The sequence below is a fragment of the Brevundimonas sp. genome (assembly GCF_018608325.1).
In the GTDB taxonomy this organism is placed as follows: domain Bacteria; phylum Pseudomonadota; class Alphaproteobacteria; order Caulobacterales; family Caulobacteraceae; genus Brevundimonas.
This window is the reverse complement of record NZ_JABAZW010000136.1, coordinates 1-6,718: the sequence shown is the minus strand read 5'-3', so window position 1 is coordinate 6,718 and position 6,718 is coordinate 1. Positions and strand designations below refer to the sequence as shown.

At 66.4% G+C, this 6,718-nt stretch carries 6 protein-coding genes; 4 read left to right on the top strand and 2 right to left on the bottom strand.

What is annotated here, in order from left to right; all coding sequences use genetic code 11:
• Positions 1 to 141 precede the first annotated feature (141 nt).
• The 4 genes from QZ281_RS13410 (at position 142) to QZ281_RS13395 (ending at position 4,367) form a co-directional block, all read left to right on the top strand.
• Positions 142 to 492, top strand: coding sequence for a hypothetical protein (locus QZ281_RS13410; RefSeq protein ID WP_292229154.1), 351 nt, complete (start codon positions 142 to 144; stop codon positions 490 to 492).
• A 90-nt stretch (positions 493 to 582) separates the two neighbouring features.
• The gene (locus QZ281_RS13405) at positions 583 to 837 is read left to right on the top strand and encodes a DUF3297 family protein (RefSeq protein WP_292229153.1); all 255 of its coding nucleotides are present in this window, start codon (positions 583 to 585) and stop codon (positions 835 to 837) included.
• Between the two features lie 209 nt (positions 838 to 1,046).
• On the top strand, positions 1,047 to 2,468 hold the full coding sequence (locus QZ281_RS13400) for a M28 family peptidase (protein ID WP_292229152.1): 1,422 nt from the start codon (positions 1,047 to 1,049) through the stop codon (positions 2,466 to 2,468).
• A gap of 615 nt (positions 2,469 to 3,083) precedes the next feature.
• Entirely contained in the window at positions 3,084 to 4,367 is a 1,284-nt protein-coding gene (locus tag QZ281_RS13395) for a sugar MFS transporter (protein ID WP_292229151.1), read from the top strand.
• Positions 4,368 to 4,481: 114 nt separating this feature from the next.
• On the opposite strand, the gene QZ281_RS13390 is transcribed toward QZ281_RS13395, so the two are convergent.
• The gene (locus QZ281_RS13390) at positions 4,482 to 5,540 is read right to left on the bottom strand and encodes a LacI family DNA-binding transcriptional regulator (RefSeq protein WP_292229150.1); all 1,059 of its coding nucleotides are present in this window, start codon (positions 5,538 to 5,540) and stop codon (positions 4,482 to 4,484) included.
• Between the two features lie 78 nt (positions 5,541 to 5,618).
• Positions 5,619 to 6,718 (bottom strand): sugar porter family MFS transporter (locus tag QZ281_RS13385; RefSeq protein ID WP_292229148.1); only part of this gene is annotated, 1,100 nt, incomplete at its 5' end.

Below are 6,718 nucleotides of genomic sequence, written 5' to 3'. Positions count from 1 at the left end.
GCTAAAGCCTGCGCTGAATTGGCCCGAATTGCGATCGACGGCGCCATGGAAAGCCTCAACGTCTCTAACGCTGCTGCCATAGCGTTCTACGAAGCGGCACGCGGAAACAGCTAACCTAGTCGTTTCTTAATCGCCGCCGCCATGCGCCCGCGCACCCTGGCCGCCGTCATGGCCCAGATGACCCCGGTTCAGGCCAAGGAACTGACTGAGAAGCTGGCCGCCCGTTATCAGGCGCAGCAGATGGCCGCCCGCGCCGTCGCCGCCGAAGCCGCAACCCCTGCGCCTGCGCCGACACCTGCCGTTCAACCTGCCGCCGCCGCCGCACGGCCCGCTGCTGCGCCCGCTGCAGAGGTGAAGGCGGAGGCGGCGCCCGAAGCAGCGCGCCCTGCCGCCCGTCCGCCGGTACGCCGTCCGGCTGCACGTCCTGCGGCTGCGCCCGCTCCGGCTGCAGCGAGCCAGCCTGCCGCAACGCCGCGTCAGACGGTTCAGTAAGCAGGGTTGAACCGCCGCAAACGGTTGCAGCGGTTGGCAGATGACGCAGGGGCGGCTATCACCGCGCCTTTCCAAGATCCGAGCCGCCTCATGTCCGACACGCCCCCCGACCGCCTTTCGGTTGACCCGTCCAGCCCGCACCACGACGCAGACGTCCTGCAGCGCGGCGTCGGCATCCGCTTCAAGGGCGAAGAAAAGACCAACGTCGAGGAATACTGCGTTTCGGAAGGCTGGGTCCGTCTGGCGCTGGGCAACCGCGTGGACCGCAAGGGCAAGGCCCTGACCGTCAAGCTGCAGGGCGTGGTCGAGCCCTATTTCCAGAATACTGATCCGTCGGCGGCATAACAGCCTTTCCGGGCACGGGGAGGCGGGACTAGAGCCTGATCTGCTGAGATGGGATCGCTGCGCGATTCCGTCGATGCGATGAATCAGGCTCCAGATTTATGCGAGAGCATGATTCACGCTTCTGCCGGAACCGCGTAGCGGTTACGTCAAAAACGATCATGCTCTAGGGTCGGGCCGGTTTTGAAACGGGCCTGATTCCGGAGCTGCTGATGTCCCTTCGTCTGTTGACCGTCAGCGCGCTGGCGCTTGGCCTTGTCGCCGCGCCAGCTGTCGCACAGGACGCCCGAACCGAGGCCCAGGCCGCAGCGATCCGCGATGCAGCGCTGAAAGCCAATGTGGCGCTGGATTACGTCACCCAGATCACCACCCGCTTTGGCCCGCGTCCGGCGGGTTCGCGTGCTGAACAGCAGGCCGCCGCATGGGCCGCCGACTATCTGCGCGCCCAGGGTTTCCAGAACGTCCGCATTGAAGAATTCCCGCTGGTCGGCTGGGAACGGGGTGAGGATTCCGGCGCCATCGTCGGCGCCCATCCGCAGCCGCTGGTTCTGCCCGCCACGCCGCGCGGCGGGATCGAGGCGGATGTGGTCCGCTTCACCACCCTGGATGAGTTGCGTGCCGCCCCGGACGCCTCGGTGCGAGGCAAGATCGTCTATGTCGACCTGGGCCAGATGCACGCCATGCAGGACGGCTCAGGCTATGGCCCGCAGACGCGGGTGCGCGGGGCGGGGCCAGGCGTTGCGGCGGCCAAGGGGGCGGCGGCCTTCATCCTGCGTTCGGTCGGGTCCGATGAGAACCGCCTGCCGCACACCGGCACCACCCAATATGTCGACGGCAAGGCCACGGTGCCGTCCTTCGCCCTGTCGGCCCCTGATGCCGATCAGGTCAGCCGACTGATCGCGCTGGGCGAGCCGGTGCGTCTGCGCCTGTCGTCCACGGCCCGCACCTATCAGACCCACAGCCAGAATGTGATCGGCGACCTGCCGGGCGCCACACGACCGGATGAGATCATCGTCCTGGGCTCGCACATGGACAGCTGGGATCAGGGCACGGGCGCCATCGACGACGCGGCAGGCGGAGCCATCACCATCGCCGCCGCCAAGGCTATCGCCGCCAGCGGGCAACGCGCCGCGCGCACCATCCGCGTGGTCCTGTACGGATCGGAAGAAGTCGCCCAGCCGACGCGCGAAACGGGCAATGGCGGCGGGGTTTACGCCCGTAATCAGGGCGCGGCGGTCGAGAAACACATCATCGCCGGTGAAAGCGATTTCGGCGCCGACCGCGTCTATGCCCTGCGCCTGCCTGCGGGCGCGCAAGGGTCGGATTTCCAGAAGGCGGCGAACCGCGTCCTCTATCCGATCGGCGTCTTGTCCTCGTCGCAGGTCGAGACGGAGGGCGGCGTTGATGTCGGGCCGCTGGGGCCGCTGGGCGTGCCCTTCTTTGGGCTGGCGCAGGACGGGACACGCTATTTCGACCTGCACCACACGGCCAATGACACCCTGGACAAGATCGACCCGGCGCAACTGAGCCAGAACGTCGCCGCCTGGGCGGGATTGGTCTGGCTGATCGCCGATTCGGAGGTTGATTTCCGGGCCCTGCGTCAGGCCGCTGCGGCGGCGCCCAGCGCCCGCTGACCGGCCGAAAGCAAAGCCGACGGTTGCGGAATGGCGCGATTTCAGCCTTCGCTGCGGTTGTCGGCGACGCTTTGCATTGGCTCTCTGCGCAGGGGCCGCTATAGAGCCCGTTCGGCCTGCGGGCGTGGCGGAACTGGTAGACGCAACGGACTTAAGCTGAAGGATTGAGTGCGCCGGGGGAAATCCCGGACGTAGAACCGCTCAAATTCGGGGAACCCTGTAAAATGGCGATCCCGAGCCAAGCCCGTCTCTGTGACGGGAAGGTGTAGAGACTAGACGGGCGGCGCCTAAAGCCTTCGGGCCATGGCGAAGGGATAGTCCAGACCACGAACGCCTCCAGGCTTCTGGACAGGCGGCGGCGAAAGCCGAAGTGGTATGAAAATCCGTCGGGCGTACGCCCATGCCGGTTCGATTCCGGCCGCCCGCACCACAATACCATTTCGGCTGATGTAACGGCGCAAGTCGTGACCGCTAACATCACGGATTGCTACAGTGTCTAAATCAACGCTTCGCCTGCGTTGTCTCTATGGATAATTTATGTTCAATGAACCCGCCGAAGCCATGGGCCGGCGCAATGAAACTGCGCGTCACGATGCAGTTCGTAGGGGGACGATCATGAATACATCCGTCGGCGGCAAGGGCAACGGCCTTGCGTTCGCCTATGTCACCAGCCTGTTTTTCGCCTGGGGCTTCGTCACTTCGCTGATCGATCCGCTGATCGCCGCCGTGCGTCGCGTGTTCGACCTAAGCCTGGCGGAAGCCATGCTGACGGCGTCGGCCTGGTTCATCGCCTATGGCCTGGCCTCGTTGCCTGCAGCATGGTTGCTGTCCAAGCTGGGCTATAGCCGCGCCATTATCGCGGCCCTGGGCACCATGGTGCTGGGCTGCCTGCTGGTGCCGGTGGCGACCATTGTGGATGTCTATCCGCTGGTGCTGGTGTCGCTGTTCGTCATCGCCTCGGGCGTGACGCTGCTGCAGGTTGCGGCCAACCCGCTGTCGGCTTCGCTGGGCGCGCCAAAGACCGCGCACCTGCGTCTGACCTTCTCGCAGGCCTTCAACTCTCTGGGCGCGACCCTGGGTCCGGTCATTGGTTCGACCATCCTGCTGACGGGCGGCGTGTTCGCGGCTGACGCCGTGATCACCGCCTCGACGCGCGGCGAGTCCCTGCGTTCGATCGACTTCGCCTTCCTGGCCGTGGGCGCCTTCTTCGCCCTGGTCGCCATCTTCATCTGGACCGCGCGCAAGCGCATCGACGCCGCTGTCGAGGGCAAGCAGTCCGAGGGCGTGGTTTCGCCCTTCACCGCCTTCAGCTCGCCGTGGGCCGTGTTCGGCGCCGTCGCCATCTTCTTCTACGTCGGCGCGGAAGTGACCATCGGCACCCTGCTGATCCCGTTCCTCAGCTCGGCTGAAGGCCTGGGTCTGGCGGCGCACGAAGCGGGTCACATGGTCGGTTGGTACTACTGGGGCGCCGCCATGGTCGGTCGCTTTGTGGGCAGTGCGCTGCTGACCCGCGTCCGCGCTGGCGTGCTTCTGTCGATCTGCACCATCGTCGCCGCCTCGCTGGCCGTCGTTGTCACCCAGACGGAAGGTGCAACCGCCGCCTACGCCGCTCTGGGCATCGGCTTCTTCAACTCCATCATGTTCCCGACCATCTTCAGCCTGACGCTGGAGCGGTCCAGCGCCTCGGCTTCGGCCACCTCGGGTCTGCTGGTCTTCGGCATCATCGGCGGCGCCATCCTGCCTCCGATCGCTGGCTTCATCGCCGACAAGGCGGGCGCCGTCAGCCCGGCCTTCTTCGTGCCGGTGATCGGTTATCTGGTGCTGGTGGCCTTCGCCCTGGCCTGCGCCCGCACCCGCGTCCTGAACGCAGATGCGCCGGGGAATGCTGCGGGCCACTGATCGGACCGCACCAAAGGCAAGCTTGATGAAGGCGGGGGAAACCCCGCCTTCAGTCGTTTCAGGGATGGGGTCGAAAGCCGGTGGGGCCAGTCAGGCGTCCAGTCAGGCGTCCTGTCAGACCACAGGCGGCGGGCCGTCCGACTGGCGCTGGATCAGGGTGAAGTCCAGCAACTCACGCGCGGCGGGCGACGGCTGGTCAGCACGGCGGCGGATCAGGTCGACCAGGATCGAGACGGCCTGACGCGACATGTCCGACACCGGCTGGCGGATCGTGGTCAGGGGCGGCCAGACGGTGGTGGCCAGGGCCGTGTCGTCAAAGCCCACGACGGTCAGGTCGCGGGGCACGTCCAGACCGCGCCGGTGGGCCACGGCGATGGCGGCGGCGGCCATGTCGTCATTGCTGGCGAAGATGGCGGTCGGCGGCTGGTCCAGCGACAGAAGCTGGTCTGCCGCATCAAGCCCGGAATGATAGGTGTAGCTGCCCTGAACGATCAGGCTGTCGTCCGTGGCCATGTCGCGCTCGGACAGGGCCTGCAGCCAGCCCTGGCGGCGCAGGGCGGCAGAGGCGTGGTCGGACGGTCCCTGCACGAAGCCGATGCGGCGGTGGCCCAGATCCAGCAGGTGCAGGGTCATGGCGCGGGCGGCGGCGGTGTCATCGATGCCGATGGCTGACAGGCTGTCGTCCGGCTGGCTTGAGGCGATGGCCACGCCCGGCAGGCCGGCTTCGTCCAGCCATTGCAGGATGGCGGCGGAATCACACAGGGGGGCGGGCAGAAGCACCCCGTCGACGCCGCTGGACAGCAGGCGGTCGAGGGCCTCGGCCTCGGCGTCCGGTTCGCACTTCTCGACCACCAGCTGGGCGCCCGCCTTGCTGGATTGGTCCAGACCGCCCAGCAGCACCTCGCTGAGATAGGCGGCGGACGGGTTGTTGTAGAGCAGGCCGATCTTCAGCGTCTGGGCGCTGGCCAGACTGCGGGCGGCCTGATTGGGGGCGTAGTCCAGTTCGCGGATCGCATCGACCACGCGCTGACGGGTGGCGTCGCGCACATTGGGGCCGTCATTGATGACGCGGGATACGGTCATGGCCGAGACGCCTGCATGGCGGGCCACGTCGCCGATGGTGCTGGCTGCGCCCTTGCGTCGTGCGGGCCTGCTCTGGGCTTTGTCTTTCATGGGGCGAGCCTTAGCCTCGTCTGGGGGCAAGCGTAAGTGCGGGGCGGCGATGAACGCCGCCCCTTAGGCCCGGAAGGCTCAGCCCGTCATGTCTTCCAGCTCGCGCCCGCGCGTTTCCTTGATCCAGGCCTGGACCAGGAAGAAGGAGATCAGGGCGTTGACGGCATAGAAGCCATAGGTCGCGACCAGACCCAGATTGGCCGCCATCCACGGGAAGCTGACCGAGATGGCGAAGTTGGCGATCCATTGGGCGAAGCCGGCGACGGCCAGGGCCGAGCCGCGCATCTGATTGGGGAACATTTCGCCCAGCATGACCCACATGACGGGGCCCCAGCTGGCGTTGAAGAAGACCACATAGGCGTTGGCCGCGATCAGGGCGGTCAGGCCGGTCTGGTCGTCCAGATGCAGCGAACCATTGACCAGGGTCGCCTTGGAGAAGCACCAGGCGACGGTGGCCAGTGTCACGAACATGCCGCCCGAACCGACCAGCAGCAGGGGCTTGCGCCCGATCTTGTCGATGACCGAGATGGCCGCCAGACAGGCCGCGATCGACAGGACGCCGGACAGGATGTTGATCTTCAGCGCGTCGTTTTCAGAGAAGCCGACCGTCTGCCACAGCACGGCGCCGTAGTAGAAGACGATATTGATGCCGACCAGTTGCTGGAAGACGGCGATGATCAGCCCGGCCCAGACGATGGGACGGATGTTGCGGGTCACCGGGTCCAGCAGATCCGAGAATTTGGGCTTGTGGTCAGCGGCCAGAGAGGCGCGGATTTCGGTGACCTTGCGCGCGCCTGCATGGGGACCGAACAGCTTGGACAGCACGGCCTCGGCCTGGGCGTCCTTCTTCTTGACCACCAGGAAGCGCGGGCTTTCGGGGATCACCAGCAGGGCGACCAGATAGATGGCGGCGGGGATGACCTGCAGCCAGAACATCCAGCGCCAGGCGGGGAAGCCCATCCAGAACTCGGCCGTCGATCCGCCAGCGGTGCGGGCTAGTGCATAGTTGGCCACGAAGGCGCCGGTCAGGCCGATGATGATCATGATCTGCTGCATCGAGGTCAGTCGGCCGCGGATCGAGGCAGGGGTCACTTCGGAAATATAGGCGGGCGACAGGACCGAGGCCGCGCCGACGCCAAGGCCGCCGATGAAGCGGGCGATGATGAAGTGGGCCGAAC

Bases quoted from the DNA above. Each gene is read 5' to 3' on its own strand.
- QZ281_RS13410 (WP_292229154.1), top strand. From the start codon at position 142: ATGCGCCCGCGCACCCTGGCCGCCGTCATGGCCCAGATGACCCCGGTT.
- QZ281_RS13405 (WP_292229153.1), top strand. From the start codon at position 583: ATGTCCGACACGCCCCCCGACCGCCTTTCGGTTGACCCGTCCAGCCCG.
- QZ281_RS13400 (WP_292229152.1), top strand. From the start codon at position 1,047: ATGTCCCTTCGTCTGTTGACCGTCAGCGCGCTGGCGCTTGGCCTTGTC.
- QZ281_RS13395 (WP_292229151.1), top strand. From the start codon at position 3,084: ATGAATACATCCGTCGGCGGCAAGGGCAACGGCCTTGCGTTCGCCTAT.
- QZ281_RS13390 (WP_292229150.1), bottom strand. From the start codon at position 5,540: ATGAAAGACAAAGCCCAGAGCAGGCCCGCACGACGCAAGGGCGCAGCC.